General features: G+C 36.8%; 18 protein-coding genes. 5 read left to right on the top strand and 13 right to left on the bottom strand.

Annotated features, from left to right (window positions below):
- Window positions 1-28: 28 nt before the first annotated feature.
- The gene (locus tag BLT95_RS10565) at window positions 29-259 is read left to right on the top strand and encodes a uracil phosphoribosyltransferase (RefSeq protein ID WP_089666055.1); all 231 of its coding nucleotides are present in this window, start codon (window positions 29-31) and stop codon (window positions 257-259) included.
- Here BLT95_RS10565 and purD read toward each other — a convergent pair.
- Window positions 251-1,522 carry a phosphoribosylamine--glycine ligase gene (gene purD, locus BLT95_RS10560; protein ID WP_089666054.1) on the bottom strand — a complete coding sequence of 424 codons (1,272 nt, stop codon included), beginning with the start codon at window positions 1,520-1,522 and terminating at the stop codon, window positions 251-253. The two genes, BLT95_RS10565 and purD, sit on opposite strands and share 9 nt — an antisense overlap.
- A gap of 85 nt (window positions 1,523-1,607) precedes the next feature.
- Here purD and BLT95_RS10555 point away from each other — a divergent pair, with 85 nt between their 5' ends.
- The gene (locus BLT95_RS10555; protein WP_089666053.1) at window positions 1,608-2,918 is read left to right on the top strand and encodes a phenylacetate--CoA ligase family protein; all 1,311 of its coding nucleotides are present in this window, start codon (window positions 1,608-1,610) and stop codon (window positions 2,916-2,918) included.
- On the opposite strand, the gene BLT95_RS10550 is transcribed toward BLT95_RS10555, so the two are convergent.
- From BLT95_RS10550 to BLT95_RS10520, 7 genes are all read right to left on the bottom strand, one after another.
- Window positions 2,899-3,684, bottom strand: coding sequence for a glycosyltransferase family 2 protein (locus BLT95_RS10550; protein WP_089666052.1), 786 nt, complete (start codon window positions 3,682-3,684; stop codon window positions 2,899-2,901). The genes BLT95_RS10555 and BLT95_RS10550 overlap by 20 nt on opposite strands.
- 1 nt (window position 3,685) lies before the next feature.
- Entirely contained in the window at window positions 3,686-4,675 is a 990-nt protein-coding gene (locus BLT95_RS10545) for a UDP-glucuronic acid decarboxylase family protein (RefSeq protein ID WP_089666051.1), read from the bottom strand.
- Between the two features lie 13 nt (window positions 4,676-4,688).
- On the bottom strand, window positions 4,689-5,540 hold the full coding sequence (gene rfbD, locus BLT95_RS10540) for a dTDP-4-dehydrorhamnose reductase (RefSeq protein ID WP_089666050.1): 852 nt from the start codon (window positions 5,538-5,540) through the stop codon (window positions 4,689-4,691).
- On the bottom strand, window positions 5,537-6,082 hold the full coding sequence (gene rfbC / locus BLT95_RS10535) for a dTDP-4-dehydrorhamnose 3,5-epimerase (protein ID WP_089666049.1): 546 nt from the start codon (window positions 6,080-6,082) through the stop codon (window positions 5,537-5,539). The genes rfbD and rfbC overlap by 4 nt, the downstream gene beginning before the upstream one ends.
- Before the next feature lie 63 nt (window positions 6,083-6,145).
- The gene (locus BLT95_RS10530; protein ID WP_089666048.1) at window positions 6,146-7,834 is read right to left on the bottom strand and encodes a hypothetical protein; all 1,689 of its coding nucleotides are present in this window, start codon (window positions 7,832-7,834) and stop codon (window positions 6,146-6,148) included.
- A gap of 9 nt (window positions 7,835-7,843) precedes the next feature.
- Window positions 7,844-9,337, bottom strand: a complete 1,494-nt coding sequence (locus tag BLT95_RS10525; protein ID WP_089666047.1) for a GH3 auxin-responsive promoter family protein — start codon at window positions 9,335-9,337, stop codon at window positions 7,844-7,846.
- A gap of 3 nt (window positions 9,338-9,340) precedes the next feature.
- Window positions 9,341-10,210 carry a M23 family metallopeptidase gene (locus BLT95_RS10520; protein WP_089666046.1) on the bottom strand — a complete coding sequence of 290 codons (870 nt, stop codon included), beginning with the start codon at window positions 10,208-10,210 and terminating at the stop codon, window positions 9,341-9,343.
- 157 nt (window positions 10,211-10,367) lie between these two features.
- Here BLT95_RS10520 and tatA point away from each other — a divergent pair, with 157 nt between their 5' ends.
- Window positions 10,368-10,577 carry a twin-arginine translocase TatA/TatE family subunit gene (gene tatA / locus BLT95_RS10515; RefSeq protein ID WP_089666045.1) on the top strand — a complete coding sequence of 70 codons (210 nt, stop codon included), beginning with the start codon at window positions 10,368-10,370 and terminating at the stop codon, window positions 10,575-10,577.
- A 56-nt stretch (window positions 10,578-10,633) separates the two neighbouring features.
- Here the strand turns inward: tatA and BLT95_RS10510 are convergent, their stop codons facing one another.
- The 3 genes from BLT95_RS10510 to BLT95_RS10500 are packed head-to-tail and all read right to left on the bottom strand — an operon-like array spanning window position 10,634 to window position 14,465.
- Window positions 10,634-11,620 (bottom strand): DUF4837 family protein, encoded by a 987-nt coding sequence (locus BLT95_RS10510; RefSeq protein WP_089666044.1) that lies wholly within the window; start codon window positions 11,618-11,620, stop codon window positions 10,634-10,636.
- 24 nt (window positions 11,621-11,644) lie between these two features.
- Window positions 11,645-13,231 (bottom strand): lytic transglycosylase domain-containing protein, encoded by a 1,587-nt coding sequence (locus BLT95_RS10505; RefSeq protein WP_089666043.1) that lies wholly within the window; start codon window positions 13,229-13,231, stop codon window positions 11,645-11,647.
- 49 nt (window positions 13,232-13,280) lie between these two features.
- Window positions 13,281-14,465: a phosphoglycerate kinase gene (locus BLT95_RS10500; RefSeq protein ID WP_089666042.1), complete on the bottom strand. Its 1,185-nt coding sequence runs from the start codon at window positions 14,463-14,465 to the stop codon at window positions 13,281-13,283.
- A gap of 153 nt (window positions 14,466-14,618) precedes the next feature.
- Here BLT95_RS10500 and BLT95_RS10495 point away from each other — a divergent pair, with 153 nt between their 5' ends.
- Together BLT95_RS10495 and BLT95_RS10490 are read left to right on the top strand one after the other, a co-directional pair.
- Entirely contained in the window at window positions 14,619-15,776 is a 1,158-nt protein-coding gene (locus BLT95_RS10495) for a DNA polymerase III subunit delta' (protein ID WP_089666041.1), read from the top strand.
- A 1-nt stretch (window position 15,777) separates the two neighbouring features.
- Entirely contained in the window at window positions 15,778-16,173 is a 396-nt protein-coding gene (locus BLT95_RS10490) for a DoxX family protein (RefSeq protein WP_089666040.1), read from the top strand.
- Between the two features lie 73 nt (window positions 16,174-16,246).
- Here the strand turns inward: BLT95_RS10490 and BLT95_RS10485 are convergent, their stop codons facing one another.
- Window positions 16,247-16,798 carry an OmpH family outer membrane protein gene (locus BLT95_RS10485; RefSeq protein WP_089666039.1) on the bottom strand — a complete coding sequence of 184 codons (552 nt, stop codon included), beginning with the start codon at window positions 16,796-16,798 and terminating at the stop codon, window positions 16,247-16,249.
- Between the two features lie 210 nt (window positions 16,799-17,008).
- Entirely contained in the window at window positions 17,009-17,878 is an 870-nt protein-coding gene (locus BLT95_RS10480; RefSeq protein WP_089666038.1) for a class I SAM-dependent methyltransferase, read from the bottom strand.
- Between the last annotated feature and the right edge of the window lie 12 nt (window positions 17,879-17,890).

The following is a 17,890-nucleotide window of genomic DNA, read 5'->3' as shown; positions in this document are numbered from 1 at the left end:
TTTTGTACTCACATTCAAAGACTATACAATGAAAGATTTATTTGAAGGAATAGCAGCACTTGTTGAATTTACCCTTCTAGACCCTCTCGATGCGTTGAGATCGCTTGAGTTAGATTCCTGGTTTCTTGCTAATATCCTTAACTGGGTTTTCATGATCGTTGGTTTTCTTGCTTTTCTATACTGGATGAAGCAACTTAAAACCTTCAACGATAATAATGAAGAGAACAGAGAATCTACATCTCACTCTTTCTTAGGATAAATCAAAACCTATATCCTTTCTAAAATACATCTTATCAAATTGTAGTTTTTCTGCACTTTGGTAAGATTTTTTTAGTGCCATTTTGTAATCTTCTCCAAAGGACGTTAAGGCTATTACCCTACCGCCACTCGTTACTATATCATTACCTTCCTGTTTAGTTCCTGCATGAAAAACGATAGAATCTTCAATTTCTTTTATTCCTGAAATCACTTTCCCTTTTTCATAAGACTCGGGATAACCGCCAGAAACCATCATTACCGTTGTTGCCGATCTTGGATCTATTTCCAATTGAGCTTTATCCAGAGTTACATTCCAGGTCTTCTCCAGTAATTCAACCAAATCTGATTTTATTCTTGGTAGCACCACCTCCGTTTCTGGATCGCCCATTCTCACATTGTATTCTATCACGTAAGGCTCCTTATTTACCATGATAAGACCGATAAAAACAAAGCCCTTATAATCGATCTCCTCTCTCATTAATCCATTAACCGTGGGTTTAACAATACGCTCTTCAATTTTACTCATTAGCGTTTCATCTGCAAAAGGAACCGGGGAGACAGCTCCCATTCCACCGGTATTCAAACCGGTATCAGCTTCACCAATTCTTTTATAGTCCTTGGCAGTTGGTAAAATTTTATAGTTCTTCCCATCAGTTAAGACAAAAACGCTTAATTCGATTCCATCTAAAAATTCTTCTATAACAACCTTTTTACTTGCGGCACCAAATTTACCTGAAAGCATATTTTCAAGTTCTTTCTTAGCCTCCTTCAGGTCTTCAATAATTAAAACTCCTTTCCCGGCAGCAAGGCCATCAGCCTTTAATACATAAGGAGGTTTCAGTGTTTCCAGAAAATTTTTCCCAGCATCCAGGCTTTCAAAGCTGAAACTTTCATAAGCAGCAGTAGGAATTCCATGCATGGCCATAAACTCTTTAGCGCGCTCTTTGCTTCCTTCCAAAAGTGCACCGCGACTGGAAGGACCAATAATCTGAATATTTTTAAGCCTTTCATCATTGGCAAAATAATCTACGATTCCTTTTACCAGAGGATCTTCAGGCCCTACCACGATCATTTCTATTTCTTTATCCAGGGCAGTATTGGCAACTGCTGCAAAATCTATAGGATTAAGCGACAGGTTCTCTGCAATCTCAGCAGTTCCAGCATTCCCGGGTGCAACATACAGCTTACTGCATTTGCTACTTTGCACAATTTGATATGCAAAGGCATGCTCTCTCCCACCGGAGCCAAGGATAAGAATATTCATATGATTGTTATTTTAAATATTGCATCAAAAATAATTGTTTGTAAATTGAAGCACCAATAAATTCGTTAAAAAAGCTCTTCTGCCTTTGGATTGGTTTAAACTTTCGTTACAGCTTAATAAATTCCCGATTAAAAGGGCACAAAAAACTCTGGAAGAAATTCAACATATTCCTGAAAAGGACTATGCTACGTACCAGAAAAAACGAAAAAATACGATTATAGATTATCACATTCAGCACAATGATTTCTACCGGGAATTCTTTAAATGGGAGGGTTTTGACAATTGGAAGAATGTACCGATCATGAAAAAATCTGATCTGCAACAACCCTTAAAAGAACGACTAAGCACTACATATAACACGAGAACGGCCTATATTGGTAAAACCTCAGGTAGTAGCGGGCATCCTTTTATATTCGCTAAAAACAGGTTTGCCCATGCTTTGAGCTGGGCGGGATTTCAGGATCGTTATCGCTGGTATCACATAGACCTCAACAAATCGTTACAAGCCAGGTTTTATGGCATTCCGCTGGATTTCTACGGAAATGTTCAGGAAAGATTAAAGGATAGAATTAGCCTTAGAAGAAGGTTCAATATTTTTGACCTCAGCGAGAAGAAGATGGAAATCTTCCTGGAACGATTTAAAAAATCTGATTTTAATTATCTGAATGGTTATACCAGTGCCATTGTACTTTTCGCTCGTTTTTTAAAGGATAAGGAGTTGGTTCTAAAAGAGCTTTGTCCCAGCCTGAATATTTGTATTGTTACTTCTGAGAGGCTCTTTGAAAAAGATAAACAGCTTATTGAAAGTGCCCTGGGCGTACCGGTGATCAATGAATATGGTGCCAGTGAAGTTGGTTTGATCGCTTTTGAAAATTCTAACAATCAATGGATCGTTAATTCAGAAGATCTTTATGTGGAGATTCTTGATGAGAATGATCAAATTTTACCCTATGGAGAAGAGGGCCGTGTGGTGATCACATCCCTTTATAATAAGGCACATCCCATGATTCGCTATGATATTGGTGATATTGGATGCCTCTCTGTAAATAGCACATTAAAAAAACCTATTCTCGAAAAACTTATTGGAAGAACCAATGATATTGCCCATTTACCAGATGGCAAGATCGTCCCGGGACTTACATTTTATTATGTTACCAAGACAATTATTGAAGATAATGGGCACATCAAAGAATTTGTGATCACCCAAACCAAAATAGATGAATTTAGGATAGAATATGTTAGTGGCAAAGAATTTTCACAGGTGCAGCGTGGTAAAATACTGGAGGCTATTGGAATCTATGTTGGAGAAAATTTAAAAATTTCTTTTGAAAGAAAGGATATTCTAAAACGCAGCAGAAGCGGTAAATTGAAACAATTTACTTCTCTTTTGAAATAGTTTTTACCTGTTTTGATTTTACAAAGAACTGCTCATTTAAGAAAATAAGCATACGCCAGATACTCTCTAAAAATCCAAATTTTAAGATGTCATAGTAAACCTTAAAATTATACCGGAGCATCTCAAATTTGTTGTTTGAAATAGAATTCTTTCTCTGCCTATATAAGGCCAGCGATTCCTGTATCCCTTCAATGGGACCACCGTCTTCAATTACTTTAAGCCATAAAGCCCAATCCTGACGCTTTGAAATTTCAGGACAGTAGATCTTACCAAGGATATTTACATTATAGATCCCGGTTAGATTTCCTACGTAATTTGCTTTTAGTAACTTGTTATAATGTAATATCGGTAAGGCCTGGATTTGCTTGTTAAGATGCTCTCCTTCTTCATTAATTAGCTCATAACTGGAAAAGCAGGCTGCCACATTTGGCTTTGAAAGTACATTTAGCTGTTTTGTAAGCTTTTCAGGCTTCCACTGGTCATCTGCATCAAGAAATGCAATAAAATCTCCTGAAGCAGCTTTAATACCTTTGTTACGGCTTATATGAGTGCCAGAATTAACAGGGTTCTTTAGGAGATGTATACGTGTATCTTCAGAAGAAAATTTTTTTATAATCTCTCGGGTGGCATCTGTAGAAGCATCGTCAATAATCAGAAGTTCCCAGTTTTCATAGGTTTGAAAAATTACAGACCGAATAGATTCAGTAATAAATGCCTCAGAGTTATATGCAGGCATAATTACTGAAACCAGTCCATTACTTTTCATTTTATCGTCTAATGTGTTTTGAAAAATCTTTATGCTCCCTTTTTTCTAATTCTTCTTTACTTAATCCTTTAAAATAGTCATACGTGATCTTCATCCCTTCAGCCCTGGAAACCTTTGGCTCCCAATTAAGAATTTTCCTTGCCCTTGCAATATCTGGTTGTCTCTGCATAGGATCATCTTTCGGAAGTTCTTCAAAAACGATCTTTTGATCTGTTCCTGTAAGTTTAATGATCTCATCGGCAAAATCCAAAATACTTATTTCATCGGGGTTTCCAATGTTCACTGGATCTGAATAATCGCTCAAAAGCAACCTGTAAATACCTTCCACCTGATCGTCTACAAAGCAAAAAGACCTTGTTTGTGAACCATCACCAAATACAGTAAGATCTTCACCTCTTAGCGCCTGCCCGATAAATGCAGGTATCACACGACCATCATTCAATCTCATTCTTGGCCCATAAGTATTAAAAATCCGCGCAATTCTAGTTTCCAGACCATGAAAACTATGATAAGCCATAGTAATTGATTCCTGAAAACGCTTTGCTTCATCATAGACCCCGCGCGGCCCAACAGCATTTACATTTCCATAGTATTCTTCATTCTGGGGGTGAACCAGTGGGTCTCCATAAACTTCTGAAGTGGATGCGATAAGGATTCTTGCATTTTTTTCTTTTGCCAGTCCAAGGCAATGCAAGGTTCCCACAGACCCCACTTTTAAGGTTTGAATGGGGATCTTTAAATAATCTATAGGGCTTGCCGGCGAGGCAAAGTGCAGAATGTAATCCAGGTCACCGGCTACATGAACAAATTTGGTAATATCGTGATGATAGAATTCAAAATTTTCTGAATTCATCAAATGCTCTATATTCTTAAGGTCGCCGGTAATAAGATTATCCATTCCTATTACCTGAAAACCTTCTTTTAAGAATCGGTCGCAAAGATGTGAGCCCAGAAAACCCGCTGCTCCTGTAATTAGTATTCGCTTAGCCATCTATATTTAATAATTAATCTATAGCATCAATAAGATCGTGAAGACTTTTCTTCCAGTCTTTTACAGTCCAAAATGTGTTGGTGAACTTTTCTTTTGAAAGCACACTATACTCAGGTCTTACAGCCAAGGTCTTAAAAAATCCTGTCTTATTCAATGTAACCTGCTCCATTTTTCCTGAATATTCTAATATTTCTTTTGCAAAATCAAACCAGGTTGCCTCCCCTTCATTGCTAAAATGGTATAGGCCAAAGTCTTTTGAACCAGATTCAATTATTTTGAATACATAGTCTGCAAGGTCATTTGCATTGGTAGGAGTTCCAGTTTGGGTAGTGGTTATATTCAAAGTAGAGTGTTCATCGGCCTTTCTTTGGATGGTTCGGAAGAAATTATGACCAAATTCAGAATATAACCATGAAGTCCTGAAAATAAAATATCGGTTTAAAACCGACTGAATTTCCCTCTCCCCCTTCAGCTTTGAGGACCCATAAATATTTATAGGATCTACCTCATCTGTCTCCTTATAAGGTTTTCCAGATTGGCCGTTGAAGACATAATCCGTTGAAAAATGGAACAAAACCGAGTCCTGCTTTTTGCAAGCTTCCGCAATATTTTTTGCTCCTTCAGCATTTACTAAATAAGCCTGTTCGTTCTCTTTTTCGGCCTGTTCCACGTTGGTATAAGCAGCCGTATTTATACAAAAATCAATTTGATGAGCATTAAAAAACTCCTTTAACGCTGGCTTGGAGGTAATATCTAATTCTTTTGAAGAGCAGTAAAGTATTTTAAAATCTGGATATTTCTTTGACTGTTTCTGAAAACATCGTCCTAACTGACCATTAGCGCCTGTTATTAAAATTGTTTTCATTGAAACGTTTGCTTAAATGTTGGTAAAACCCTGTCTTTTTCAGATAAAATTATCTCCCTTTCTGGAAAATTCCAGTTGATGTTTAAATCAGGATCGTTAAAAATTATTCCAGCTTCAGAACCTGGCGTATAATATTGATCACATTTATAGGCAAACACAGATTTTTCAGAAAGCGTTAGAAATCCGTGTCCAAAACCTTTTGGGACGTATAGCTGGTTTAAATTTTGATCGTCAAGAATGGTTGAAAAAGTCTTTTTAAAGCTTGGTGATTCGGGTCTTAGATCTACCACTACATCCAATACTTTTCCATAAATCACCCTTACAATCTTTGTTTGAGCAAATTCTCCTTTTTGATAATGTATCCCCCTTAAAACTCCATACCTGGACACCGATTGGTTGTCCTGAACAAACTCTTCATCGATACCAGAAAGTTCAGCAAAACGCTTACGTTGATAGGTTTCAAGGAAAATCCCTCTGCTATCTTCAAAAATTCTAGGTTTTATAAGAAAACAATCTTTTAAAGGTGTTTCTTCTACCTGCATTCGATTATATTTTGATTGTTCGTAGTGTGTTAAAACTGCTAAACCGAGCTATCCTTAATTTGTTTAAGAATTAAATATCTGCTCCAGGATCTTTTCAGTAATTAAATAGGTTGGCTTTACACCCGAGGTTCCAAGACCTCCTGAAGCCAGTGTACTTCCCGTCTCTAACGGATTATCTGAAGCATAATAAGCATATCTCACCTTAACATCTTCATCGATACTTTCCCTTAATCTCGAAGCGGCCTGAATAGCTTTTTGATAATGCGCCCCTTCCATTTCAAGCCCACATACATTCCAGGTAGAATCATGGAAAAATCTCAAAATATCTTTATTTTGAAGCGAAGTGCCCAGTACGGTGATCATTGCACCATCTACTACTTTAATCCCATGCCCCTCGAGATCTGATTTTTTCAACTGATTTTCAAACGGGTAATTATCTGCTGTTCCTTCAAATAGATGAGCATCCGGGATCATAATATCTCCTTTTCCGCCTTCCAGAATACCAGCTTTTCCCATGATTGAAATAGACTTCACATTTATTTTTACTTCCTTCTCTTCATGAACAAAAGGTTTTAATAGTTCATCCATGGTTTCGTATGCCTGCTCGCCAAATGCATAATCCATTACAATAATTACGGGTTTTTCCTCAGGCTTAAGGTCGTTGAACTTCGTTCCGGAAAATCCGTCCTCCAGTTTTGCCGTATCAAAAATTTGAACATCTATATTGGTACCGCTCTTATCTTCAAGAAAAAACATTCCTTTATCCAGCGCAGTTTTGGTTACTTTATTTCTCAAAGATCCATTTCCGCTATCACTAAGCTCTTCATAAATATCCAGCGCTTTCTTTTTCTTTAATTCAGTTTTAAGGGCGCAGGGTGTATATAATGTATTCATCACACTATGCATATTCGCGCTTATAATATGAATAGGTCTGGTCATCAGCTTATTTTCAATAAGTTTCAGTTTTATATCATTAGACCAGATCTCCCCGTGAATATGATGCCCTAAGCGTTCTCTTAAAACAGGGCTGAAAGTGATGATCCTTTTCTCATTTTTTATAGCTTCCCTAATGGCCATTTTTCCAAGCGACCAAACAACATTAAGAAAACGGTCTGGATTCTCCGGAGTAGAAAATTTTGGATAAAGTTTACTAATCTCATGAAAAGTTCTTCCCAAAATACTGGCGGTATGCGTAAGAGCTACTTCCCGTTGCGCCTGAGTAAGATCTTCGGTTTGTGTAACTGCAGTTTCCAATTTTTCCCAATCCCTATTTACGCTACCATCTTCATCTATCAAAACCCTTTTCATGATCTTATGAGATTCTATAAAAAGAAAAGTAAGATGTGTAAGAATATCATAGATCTCAGATCTGCCTCGAGTGATCTCAATATTCATCTGCTCCTCGTCAATTCTATAGCAATTTCTTCTTCTTTTAGGAGGGATGATCGGCTTAAAATGTGAGTTCCCATAACCTTCATCGCTGGTAAGGTTAATGAATCTGCACTCCTCTATACCGTGAGGCAGCCTGTCTATTACATACAGTAAACCTTCAAGCTCTGCCTTTTCATTCGCAATAGATCCATAAATTTCAGGTCTTAAAGTAAGTAATGATTCTCTAAGCGTTTCTCCTGAAACACCCATTGGTTTATAGAAACCCCTGTTAAAAAGGTGTCTCATGGTGATATACATTCGCTCAATAGCACCAGAACTTTCCTGTGCTCTTGTTCTGCCCTGTAATTTTAATATAGACATAGTAGTTCTTTAAATAATCTCTTTTAATTTATCGGCAATTTTACGGTCGTTAGAAAGCCTCGGAAGCTTATTTTGCCCTCCAAGCTTACCAATAGACCTCATATAATCCTGAAAAGCATTCTGCGGAACTCTGGTTATTTTAAGTTGCTGAAGAATATTCCCTTCAATAAGATCAAGATAGTAGGAATTTTGCTTCTGTAAAGACCTGTCGATAATTTCAGCAAATTTATTCAAATCTTCCGGTTCCTGCTCAAATTCAACAAACCATTCATGAAAGGGTAGTTCCTCTTCTTCCGGATTTATTTGTGGCGCAACCGTAAATTCACTTATGGCTGCTCCGGTTTCAGCAATTGCCTGCTGCATTGCTTCTTCAACTTCTTTGGCAATCACGTGTTCTCCGAAGGCCGATATAAAATGTTTTATTCTACCCGAAACCATGACTCTATAAGGTTTTACCGAAGTAAACTGAATAGTATCCCCAATATTATAACCCCAAAGCCCGGCGGTAGAAGAAATGATCATTACATAATTTATTCCTATCTCAACATCTTTCAATAATAACCTTTTTGGATCATTATCATAGAATTTATCAGCTTCAATAAACTCGTAAAACATCCCTGAATCCAGCTGAAGCAGCATTCCATTTTCATCCTGTTTATCCTGAAAAGCGAAAAATCCTTCAGAAGCCGGATATAATTCTATACTATCCACTTTTCGACCAATAAGGCTTTCAAATTTAGAGCGATAGGGTTCATAATTTACCCCGCCGTAAATGAAAAGGTTGAAATTCGGGAAAATATCACCTACTTTTTTCCCTGTCTCCTCTATAAGTCTCTCAAAATACATCTGTACCCAGGAAGGAATCCCGCTGATTACAGACATATCTTCTTTTACAGTTTCATCTACAATAGCGTCTACTTTTGCTTCCCAATCTTCTATACAGTTGGTTTCCCAGCTGGGCATTCTGTTTTTCTGAAGATAGCCAGGAACATAATGAGCTACAATCCCTGATAATCTTCCAAGTTTCACCCCGTTTTTCTCATCGAGTTCCGGACTTCCCTGAAGAAAGATCATTTTTCCATCTACAAAATTTGTATTTCCGGTGTCTTCAATATAGCAAAGAATCGCATTTCTCGCCGCATTAATGTGCGTAGGCATTGATTCCTTTGTTAATGGGATATATTTAGCGCCGCTGGTAGTTCCCGAAGTTTTAGCATAATACAATGGTTTTCCAGGCCACAGAATATCTTCCTGCCCTTCTACCATCAAATCTACATAAGGCTTCAGTTCTTCGTAATCCCTTATGGGCACATTCTGAATAAAATCTAAATGAGTGTTGATTTTATCAAAATTGTGTTCTTTACCAAACTTTGTATTTCTTGCTTTTTGAATAAGATCCTGAAAAACTTTATCCTGAATTTCATGTGGATTTGAAGCCCAACGATCTATCTTTTTTCTTATGTAAGATGCAAATATTTTGGCTGCGAAAGATTTTATAGACATAGGTTAGTTGAAATCAATATATTCTGAAGGATCTACCGGGTTTCCTTCGTTCCATAGTTCAAAATGAAGATGTGGTCCCGTTGTTAATTCACCTGTGTTACCCGCAGTAGCGATCACTTCCCCACCAAGTACCACATCTCCCTGAGATTTTGTAAGGGAGGCATTATGCTTGTAAGCAGACAACAGTCCGTAGCTATGCTCAATAATGATCACATAACCTGTTTCCGCGGTCCATTCAGCAAAAATCACCCTGCCATCGGCTACAGATTTAATCGGGGAGTTCCTTGTGGTCACCACATCAACGGCGTAATGTTTATTCTCAATACTATATGGATCTGAAATTGATCCTTTTACCGGCGGAAAAAGGGAGAAGTTAATATTGTCTGTTGCAGTAGGTAAGATATTATATTTATCCTCCTGTGCTACTTCCTCTCTTAATAATGAATCTGCTTTTATCCTATTAATTTCTTCATATTCTATATCTGTGATAGGCTCGCTTAATATAGAATCCCGGTTTAACTGATCAAGATCAAGATCACCGGTTAATGCATTCTTAATGGAATTCAAATATTGATCATTGATGCGAATCACATTTTGAAGGGAATCTGAGGTATATGCCAAATTAGCCGCTTTTTCTTTTAACTGAGCCGAGGAATAACCAGGAATATACTCACGTAAAGGCGTAAATGCGATTAATACTGTGGTTGCGGCAATTAGAAATATCGCAGATAAACCTACTGCTACAAATACATTAAGCCTTGTTAATCTAAATGAAAATCGTTCTTCAAACGTATCTTCATTAAGAACCACCATTCTATACTTATGAAGCAGTTTTTTAGTAAACTTCTTCTTTTCTTTCTTATTATGAGCCATAGCCGTAATTAAGTATTACAAAGATAAATTAAATAATTAGCTGCCCTATAGGCCTAAATAACTTATTCGTGATGGTGTGAATCATTAGCAATTTATTGTCTTCTTAACGTTTAGATTGCTGAATTCTTGTTAAGTTTGTAGAACTAAATTAAAAGACATGAACGCATTTATTTTGCCTTTAGTTATAGGAGCACCACAAATTATACTCATTGTTGTTATAATCCTGCTGCTATTTGGTGGACGTAAAATCCCTGAATTAATGAGAGGCCTTGGTAGTGGAATTAAAGAATTTAAGGACGCTTCTAAGGATGAAGATAAGGGTGAAAATCCAGAAGACAACAAAAAAGTTCCTGAAGACAGTAAGTAATTTTGGAACTAATTTAAAAAATAAAAAAGCCCAACTTTTCAGTTGGGCTTTTTTATTTAGTCAATCTTAGCAGACTGCAAAATTGCGTCCAGTTCAAAGATATTATCTCGCTTTCCACGTGATGGCGAAAATACAAAGCCTTCCAGGATCACAAAACGCTCATTTTTCTCATCTTTTATAGCATAGTTCACAAACGGGCCAGCCATAAAATCATTCTGCACTTCCCATGTCCCACGTGTTTCATAAGCAAATTTCCCATCAATTGTAGTTTCAAATAAATAAGGTGCATAAGCTTTTTCAGTGATCATATAAGAGCCTTCAAGCCGTCCTGGAATTTGTGCTTCTCCAATAGAATCTCTCATTTTAATGATATTCGCTATGACGCTAGAATCATTTTCAATCTTATTTAAAGGAACTTCATACACCAGAATTTCCATACTTCCCTTTGGGATCTCTTTTCTTATCCAGGAAAAATGTTCTTCTTCTTTGGCATATCTGTAGGCAGAAGGAAATTTTAGGTTCACCCCAAATTTTTCACTTAAGGCATCATCTTTCTTCAAGGATTTTCTAATCCTGCGTTGCTTTTCTGTAAGTTCAGTCCTTTTTAGGATTTTAACAATAGAATCAGATTCTTTATTAATTACTTCAATTATTTCTTCGGAATCACTTCCCTGAATCACAAAACCCGTTTGAGGTCTTGCAAATTCATCTTTAAAAAGGTCCATTCCTTTGTTTCCTCCTTCTTCAATCTTTAAAAAGATACGGCTGTTTCTAACAAAACCTGTAAAGGTTTCTGGTGGTATTTGACTTAAACTGAATAAAGGCTCTTCCTGAGGCAGCCCATCTACAGGAGCGGCAAAATTAGATCTAATAGCCTCTCCAATTTCCCCTTCCCAGAGTGTATTATCTATCACAACTGTAAGTTGATTGATATTCCCGGAGGAGTCAGACAGTATTCTGTCATTTTTAGCTGAAGATTTTTCGTCGTTTTTACAGGAAATTAAAAGGAAAATACTGGCTAGCAGGATTAGGCTACGTTTCATTTTTTCGGTTTTGATTAATAGCTTTTAACCTTTGGAAAGTTTCAATTTCATCCCTGGTTTCAGGCTACTGGTGTTCATATCATTCCATGACCTCAAATTTTGTACCGTAACGCCTGGAAACTTTTTTGAAATGCTCCAGAGGGAATCCCCGTTCTTTACAGTATAAATTCTTGGATTAGAATTTTCATTTGAACCAGATGAATTAGAACTGGATGCAACCCCAACTGGTTTTCTAGGATAAATAGTTAGATATTGACCCACCCTAAGGTTGTTACTTCTCATATTATTCCATCGCTTAATACTGCTAATTCCCACCCCATACTTTTTAGCGATCTTACCTAAGTAATCTCCACTTCTTACTTTATAACGAATGCGGTCTTCGGTCTCTACATATTGAGGAAGATCTTTTTTCTTCTCTTCTGTCTGATTTTTTGCGAAATCATAAATAGCGCTCTCATTGGCTACAAACCTGCCTGTAGCCGGTTTTGGAAGTCTTAGACTGTATTTTTCATCCTCCACAAAAGGAATAATATCAAGCTTATAACTTGGGTTTAGGAATTGCAGCATCTCCTTTTCCACACCAGATACTTTAGAGATCTGATCAAAGGATAATAACTGCTTTACCTGGATGGTATCTGTTTCAAAATAGACCACATCAGGATTTGGAGGCTGAAATTTATGTTCATCGGCATATTCAAAAAGATAAAGGGTGGCTAAAAACGCTGGAACATAACCTGCTGTTTCACGTGGAAGGAATCTTCTTAAATGCCAGTAATCTGTAGATCCTCCACTCCTTCTAATCGCTTTAGAAACATTACCAGGACCTGAATTATAAGATGCCAGGACCAGGTCCCAGTCACCAAAGACCTTATAAAGACTTGCTAAATACTGCGCGGCAGCTTCAGTTGATCTTTCAGGATCCATACGCTCATCAACGTATGAGCTTACATCTAATCCATGCATTTTTCCAGTAGCGAACATAAATTGCCAGAGACCGGTTGCCCCTACTCTGGACTTCGCTCTTGGATTAAGGGCAGATTCTACAATGGCCAGATATTTTATCTCCAGGGGAATATCATACTTATCAAGTTCCTGTTCAAACATTGGAAAGTAATACCTACTCAAAGCCATTAGACGTTCCATGCCATGCTTATTCCTTTTTAAATAAGACTTTATAACACTTTCCAGAATGGGATTATACTCCACATTAAAAGGAGTTCGTGCATTTAATTTTGCGAGCCGTGCCTTAAGAGTATCTGTGGGTAAGTCTTTATAAACTACATCCTCATAATCCTGTTCTCTTATGCTTTCTTGCATGCTTTCGAACAAATCTGAATTTGTAAGCTCACGTTTCCACAGGGAATCAATGGTTTTAGCACGAGGAAGGTCTTTTAATTCTACTTTAGAAGAATCTCTTATAGCCGCCGAAATTGGCAATTTATCTCTGAATTCAGGATCTGGCTGTACGAGTTTAATTTCAGTATCATCACTTTTTTGAAATATCTGAACCCGAAAATTGGCTTTCTCAACCTGTTCCTTATTTTTCTTGTCCTGGGCATGGATAGAAAAGCCTGCCAGAAGCAACATCATTAAAAATTTTCGTTTCAGCATATATTCATTTTACATTAACAAACGAAAAGTTATCAAACTTCGTACCTCTTTAATTGTTAATTGCTTCAATTCCTGGTAAGGATTTTCCTTCCAACATTTCAAGCATCGCACCACCACCGGTAGAAACATAGCTCACTTTATCATCTAAACCGAATTTTTTCACTGCAGCTACAGAATCTCCTCCTCCAACGAGTGAAAAAGTGCCATTTTTAGTCGCTTCTGCAATAGCTTCTCCTAACTGAATAGTGCCATTTGCAAAGGTTTCCATTTCAAAAACGCCCAACGGTCCATTCCATAAAACAATCTTGGAGTCGTGGATCACACTAGAAAAATTTCTTATCGTCTCAGGGCCAATATCCAGTCCCATCCAGCCATCAGGAATATTATCCACACTTTCAGTTTGCGTGCTTGCCTGCTCTGAAAAACTATCGGCAATTATGGAATCTACCGGAAGATGTACTTCCACTCCTTTTTCTTTGGCCTTCTTAAGTATTTCAAGGGCAAGCTCCTGTTTATCGTCTTCAACAAGAGAGTTACCAATATGCCCGCCCTGTGCTTTTATAAATGTATACGTCATCCCTCCACCAATGATAAGATGATCAATTTTATCCAGTATATTTTCAATAACTGTTATTTTTGAAGATACTTTCGCACCTCCAAGAACTGCTGTCACGGGTTTTTCGTTACTATTTAGAACTTTATCCAGGCTTTCAATTTCTTTAGCCAGCAGGTAACCAAAACACTTTTCTTCAAAGAACTTGGCAACTACAGTAGTGGAAGCGTGTGCTCTATGAGCGGTACCAAAGGCATCATTTACATAAATATCGCCCAGTTTTGAAAGGTTTCTGGCAAAATCTTCATCGCCCTTTGTTTCTTCTTCATAAAAACGAAGGTTCTCCAACAAGAGAATCTCTCCAGATTCAAGATTTTTAGCGGCATCTTCAACTTCCTCGCCAATACAATCCTCCATAAATTTCACTTCTACCCCAATAACCTCAGAAACTCTATTACTGATATGCTGAAGAGAGTATTTACTTTCCTTTCCTTTTGGTCTTCCCAGGTGAGACATTAAAACAACACTACCTCCATCTTCCAGTATTTTAATTATGGTTGGTTTCGCAGCTTCAATTCGATTTGCATCGGTTACTTCCATATCTTCATTTAATGGAACATTGAAATCTACTCTTATAAGTGCTCTTTTATTATTAAAGTTATAGTCGTCTACCGTTTTCATCTTTTTCTAGTTATTTTTTATTCCTCAGAGGTCATTCTACTAATTATTCTGGATAATTTAGAAAATGCATTCTGCCTCATTTCAAAGTATCGCTTTCTTACAAATATAATTTTTTCCGAAGATAATAAAGCTTATATAATTTTATATTTGCGTATGCTTTTTAACGATGTAATTGGACTTCCGCATATAAAAAATCACCTGACAACTACCGCAGACAGGAATAGAATTCCACATGCGCAACTTTTTACTGGAAAACCTGGTAGCGGCGCCCTGCCTATGGCTATAGCTTACGCCCAGTATATTCTTTGTAAAAATACCAATGGAGAAAATGATGATGAAACAGCGGCAAACTGTAATTTGAAATTTAACAACCTATCACATCCAGATCTCCATTTCGCCTTTCCGGTTGCCGCCAATGATAAGGTTAAAAGCAAACCTGTTTCCTCCCATTTTCTGGATGAATGGAGAGCTTTTTTAAAAACCAACTCCTATGGTAGCCTGTACGACTGGTATCAATGTCTGGGCGTAGAAAACAAACAGGGAAGAATAGGGGTTGATGAAGCTCAGAATATCGTAAAATCACTTTCATTGAAGGCATATGAAGGCGGATTTAAAGTGATGATTATCTGGATGGCTGAAAAGATGAACACGGAAGCGGCAAATAAATTGCTGAAATTGATCGAAGAACCCCCAAATAATACTGTTTTCATTCTAATAGCAGAAGACGAAGAACAAATTATACAAACGATACGTTCCAGATGTCAAAGTTTGCATTTTCCTCCTCTAAGTGAATTGGACATTGCTCTCACCCTGGAGAAAAATGAGAATTGTAGCCACGCAGTTGCAAAAAAGATCGCGCACCAGGCAAATGGCGATTACACCAAAGCCATTCATATACTCAAAAAGAATTCAGGCGATGAGCAATTTGAAGCCTGGTTTATAAGCTGGATACGAAGTGCTTTTAAAGCAAAAGGAAACAAATCTACCGTACTTGAACTTGTGTCCTGGAGTGAAGAAATTGCCGCCCTTGGACGTGAGACACAAAAAAGCTTCTTGCTCTATTGTATAGATTTTTTCCGACAGTCGCTTTTAATGAACTATAAAGCGAAGACTCTGGTCTATTTAGAACCTTCTGCTGAGAAGTTTAAACTTGAAAACTTTGCTCCCTATGTTCACGGGAATAACATTCAGGAAATTACAGAAGCACTGGAAACCGCAATTTATCATATTGAACGAAATGGTAACGCAAAAATAATTCTAACAGATCTATCTATTAAACTAACCAGATTTTTACATAAAAAAGCAGCTTAACATGAACAATTTGATGACAAACCTAACTGAAATTCTAATTCTAGTTTTTATCCTTATTACTTTCCTACAATCTGGAATTGACAAGGCCACAGACTGGAAAGGAAATACGGGATGGCTAAAAGGGCATTTTTCTGAAACCATGCTTTCAGGCATAGTCCCTTTAATGGTAGGTATAATAATGATTATTGAGATTATTACCGGAATCCTGGCAATTGCAGGAATCTTTCAACTTATAGCCAACAACGATCCTTCATTTGCATTGTATACTTGCGCATTGGCCTGCATTACTTTATTAATGTTACTTTTTGGTCAAAGAGTCGCTAAAGATTATGCCGGTGCATTTACGCTTACAGGCTATTTTATCGTTTCAATTTTTGGAGTTTATATTCTAAGTTAAATTAAAAACGAAATATTAAAAAAGGCTTCAGATAAAATCTGAAGCCTTTTTTATTTCATCAAGTGAGAGGAAATTACATTTCGTCTTCCACTTCTTCTTTTTCGGTTTCTTCTACTCCACCATATTCCTCATTCAACTCGCTTAAGATTTCCTGAGTAATATCCAGACCATCTTCAGCGTACATAATATTAGCGCTTTCGTTAGATCCAAAAATATAGGTGTAGTTATTCTCTTTACCATAATCTTTTACGTAATCCTTGATCTTGGTAACCAATGAATCCATTACCGTATTACTTTGCTCTCTAAGTTTGTTCCCAACCATTTGCTGTTGCTGTTGAAGCATTTGTTGCTTCTGCATTAGCTCCTGCTCTTTTTCCTTTCTTTGAGCTTCAGACATAGAGTTCATTTGCGACTGGTAAGCCTGAACTTCCTGTTGAAAAACTTTAGCTACAGAATCAAGCTGCTTTCTTACAGAATCAGATTTTGAAGTAAGCTCTGCTTCTACATCTTTCATCTCTTTGTATTCCTTAACTAAAACTGTGGTATCCACATAAGCAGTTTTTTGCTCGTTACATGAAACCATCATAATTGCAACTGCTGCAATTCCAATAAATCTTCTGATCATAATTTTTGTTTTGAATGGCAAATGTATAAAAGTATTTTTTGTACAAAAACAGAAATTCTATTATATATAAACAATTACGATGGTTATAAATTTATAAATAGATTTTTACTATGAATAATAAGTGATTCTATTTAATTATAAGAGCAGAACGCTATTTTCAAAAGGTAAACCCTCATCAAAAGCCATATAATGCTATTAAAACGGCTTAAATTAAGTTTCAGCCTCTTTTTTAAAGAAATATGCGATGGAAGAATACTCCCCGGAGTGCTTTGCCTTCATATTAGAAGATAAGCCTCTATAAAAAGCGTTCAGTAAATTTGAACCTCTATTTTTATTTTTTTCACTTAACAAGCTTACATAATAAGAATCGAATTTGAGAGGTTTTTCGCTCATTAACTTAAAACCATGCTCAGAAAGTTTTTTTGAAATTCCCATTCTTGAAAAATGCCAAAGATGCCTGGGTACATCCCAAGCGGCCCAGTGCTCTTTATAATATTTAGCATCATAAGAATTATAATTAGGAACAGCGATAATCAAAAACCCGTTATCGTCTAAAAGGTCTTTAAATTTAGATAGCTTCGTTTCAAAATCTGGGATATGCTCTAAAACATGCCAAAGACTAATAACGTCATAACTATCATTTTCTAATTCTAAAAGCTCCGAGTGTATTTTAAGTCCTTTTGAAATCCCCAAATTTCTTGCAGATGTACTTGGCTCAATTCCTTCAACATTCCATCCCAGGGTGTTCATTTTATTAAGGAACTCTCCGGTACCTGCTCCATAATCTAAAATATGTCCCTTATTAATATATTTTTTTATCCATTTTGCTTTCTTGGAAAGCATATAAGATTTTACGAGATGATAAACTTTTTCCTGTAAATTTTCTTTGGAATCACTATGAGAAATGTAATCTTCACTTTCGTAATACTTCGATAAATTTTCAGGAACAGGAAAAGTTTTTAGGATACCATTTTCATATTCCCTGATTTCGAAATTCTCATTACTAACCAGGTAATCCTTGCAAATAAGTTTGGTCTCAGATATTGCCTCAGAATTATATTTTGTCTCAGTGTTTTTCAATTACGAACTTTA

Origin of the sequence: Gramella sp. MAR_2010_147 (genome assembly GCF_900105135.1) — a bacterium.
Classification (GTDB): Bacteria; Bacteroidota; Bacteroidia; order Flavobacteriales; family Flavobacteriaceae; genus Christiangramia.
This window is presented reverse-complemented; position numbering and strand designations above follow the sequence as displayed.

Bases quoted from the DNA above. Each gene is read 5' to 3' on its own strand.
- BLT95_RS10510 (WP_089666044.1), bottom strand. From the start codon at position 11,620: ATGAAACGTAGCCTAATCCTGCTAGCCAGTATTTTCCTTTTAATTTCC.
- BLT95_RS10495 (WP_089666041.1), top strand. From the start codon at position 14,619: ATGCTTTTTAACGATGTAATTGGACTTCCGCATATAAAAAATCACCTG.
- BLT95_RS10545 (WP_089666051.1), bottom strand. From the start codon at position 4,675: ATGGCTAAGCGAATACTAATTACAGGAGCAGCGGGTTTTCTGGGCTCA.
- BLT95_RS10530 (WP_089666048.1), bottom strand. From the start codon at position 7,834: ATGTCTATATTAAAATTACAGGGCAGAACAAGAGCACAGGAAAGTTCT.
- BLT95_RS10500 (WP_089666042.1), bottom strand. From the start codon at position 14,465: ATGAAAACGGTAGACGACTATAACTTTAATAATAAAAGAGCACTTATA.
- BLT95_RS10485 (WP_089666039.1), bottom strand. From the start codon at position 16,798: ATGATCAGAAGATTTATTGGAATTGCAGCAGTTGCAATTATGATGGTT.
- BLT95_RS10520 (WP_089666046.1), bottom strand. From the start codon at position 10,210: ATGGCTCATAATAAGAAAGAAAAGAAGAAGTTTACTAAAAAACTGCTT.
- rfbD (WP_089666050.1), bottom strand. From the start codon at position 5,540: ATGAAAACAATTTTAATAACAGGCGCTAATGGTCAGTTAGGACGATGT.
- BLT95_RS10490 (WP_089666040.1), top strand. From the start codon at position 15,778: ATGAACAATTTGATGACAAACCTAACTGAAATTCTAATTCTAGTTTTT.
- BLT95_RS10525 (WP_089666047.1), bottom strand. From the start codon at position 9,337: ATGTCTATAAAATCTTTCGCAGCCAAAATATTTGCATCTTACATAAGA.
- rfbC (WP_089666049.1), bottom strand. From the start codon at position 6,082: ATGCAGGTAGAAGAAACACCTTTAAAAGATTGTTTTCTTATAAAACCT.
- purD (WP_089666054.1), bottom strand. From the start codon at position 1,522: ATGAATATTCTTATCCTTGGCTCCGGTGGGAGAGAGCATGCCTTTGCA.
- tatA (WP_089666045.1), top strand. From the start codon at position 10,368: ATGAACGCATTTATTTTGCCTTTAGTTATAGGAGCACCACAAATTATA.
- BLT95_RS10565 (WP_089666055.1), top strand. From the start codon at position 29: ATGAAAGATTTATTTGAAGGAATAGCAGCACTTGTTGAATTTACCCTT.
- BLT95_RS10505 (WP_089666043.1), bottom strand. From the start codon at position 13,231: ATGCTGAAACGAAAATTTTTAATGATGTTGCTTCTGGCAGGCTTTTCT.
- BLT95_RS10550 (WP_089666052.1), bottom strand. From the start codon at position 3,684: ATGAAAAGTAATGGACTGGTTTCAGTAATTATGCCTGCATATAACTCT.